Source organism: Bradyrhizobium lablabi, from assembly GCF_001440475.1.
In the GTDB taxonomy this organism is placed as follows: Bacteria; Pseudomonadota; Alphaproteobacteria; order Rhizobiales; family Xanthobacteraceae; genus Bradyrhizobium; species Bradyrhizobium lablabi.
Window position 1 is genome coordinate 294 of record NZ_LLYB01000088.1, and the last position, 1,487, is coordinate 1,780.

Sequence of the window (1,487 nt, forward strand, 5' to 3'; positions counted from 1 at the left end):
GTGCGTCAAGCTGGGCGTAGATCTTCTGGAAATCAGCGCGCTTGCTGTCACAGAAGGCCTGGGTCGTGGGACCGAGCGTCAGCAGCGGCCGCAGCACGGCTTCCTGGCTGACCCCAAAGCGCTGGACCAACGCTTCGAGTTAGCTAAGCCGTTCTCAACATTGGCGTGAGCGGCGGCGAAGAGCCATGTTGAATCTCACCAATGACCTTGAAGCCGTGGCGTTGATAAAAGGGAATGTGCTCGGGATTTGAACTTTCGAGGTACGCGGTAATGCCCTCCTCATCACATCGTTGAAGAGCGTATTTCATCAGCAACGTGCCAAGCCCTTGTCCGGCCCAGTTGGGATCGGTGGCAATGAGAGGCAGATACCAATGTGGTTCGGGCGGATGATGTTCGGCCATTCCCCGCCGCAGGTGTGCCATATCCTCGGTAATCCCCGGGCTCAGGGATTGCGCCATGATTTCGTCCAGCGCAGCCTCATCTTCCTGCACGCCGGGAGGGAGCCACAGCGCCGCGGCGCGAATCCCTCCCGTGACGTACGCTGTGCCATGCTCGAATGCTCGTCCGCCACAGGCGTTGATGAACTGAGGCATGCTCTGAATATATCGCCTTGCGTCAGGCCAACTCCACCGCATCAACGGATCGGCGGAAAAGCCGAGCACAATTGTCCAGACGGTGCTTGCGCGATTGTTTGAGTTCGCACATTTGATGTCCGACTCCGCTGGCATATGTGATTTCCAGGTCTCAAATCTAGGCGTCAGAGTTACAAGTGTGCAGGACAAATGGCTCTGAACGAAAGCAAAGGATACACGACACAGGCTTTCGTCGGATGCATTGGGCGTCCAGGTTAGCAAATGTCGCACGCTGAGATCGCAGATGACCAACGATCTTTCACACGATCTTATAACCTATCACCTCGTCTCCCATTGAGCTGTTCTGGTAGGGTCCGACATTCAAAACACGTGCCAACAGCGAAAGCCGCATATCTATTGCCCTCAGTCGGAAGGTGCCGTTGTTCGAAGCGGACGGCGCGCCTTATCTTCTCGCGCCAAGCAACCTCGGCAAGCTCTCTCGCGATGCCGACCCCATGATCTCCGTCGTAATTCGGTTCATTCACCCAATGGATGAAGTCGACGTATTAACTTGCCGGATTTCCTCTTCGTCTCTGAACTTTCGGACTGCGTCGAGAAAGAAACACAACCTAAGGAATCGATAAAGTTGTGTCATTCTAGGTGCGGCCAATGCTCGCTTGCCCACATATTGTCTGCGGTCGGCCGCTGGGGTGGGTGTGATAGATCTAGGCCTGAAGTTGAGATGTGCGTCGACGGCGCCGAAAGGAAACTCGTCTAAAATAGTTGTCATTAAATGGACGGGTGTCCCTGAACACTGATACACTTTCGTCCATCATGCTCCTGACTGGCCTTGACGCACATTTCGTAGTCGTCCGTGAAGAGCGGCTAAGCGATTGAGCTAGAATCGCATTTGTC

Annotated in this window: 1 protein-coding gene; it reads right to left on the bottom strand. The window is 54.7% G+C overall.

Translation table 11 applies throughout. The features are described 5' to 3' along the window. Nucleotides 1–143: 143 nt before the first annotated feature. Nucleotides 144–728 carry a GNAT family N-acetyltransferase gene (locus CQ14_RS25650; RefSeq protein WP_199805615.1) on the bottom strand — a complete coding sequence of 195 codons (585 nt, stop codon included), beginning with the start codon at nucleotides 726–728 and terminating at the stop codon, nucleotides 144–146. Nucleotides 729–1,487: the final 759 nt, after the last annotated feature.

Bases quoted from the DNA above. Each gene is read 5' to 3' on its own strand.
- CQ14_RS25650 (WP_199805615.1), bottom strand. From the start codon at position 728: ATGCCAGCGGAGTCGGACATCAAATGTGCGAACTCAAACAATCGCGCA.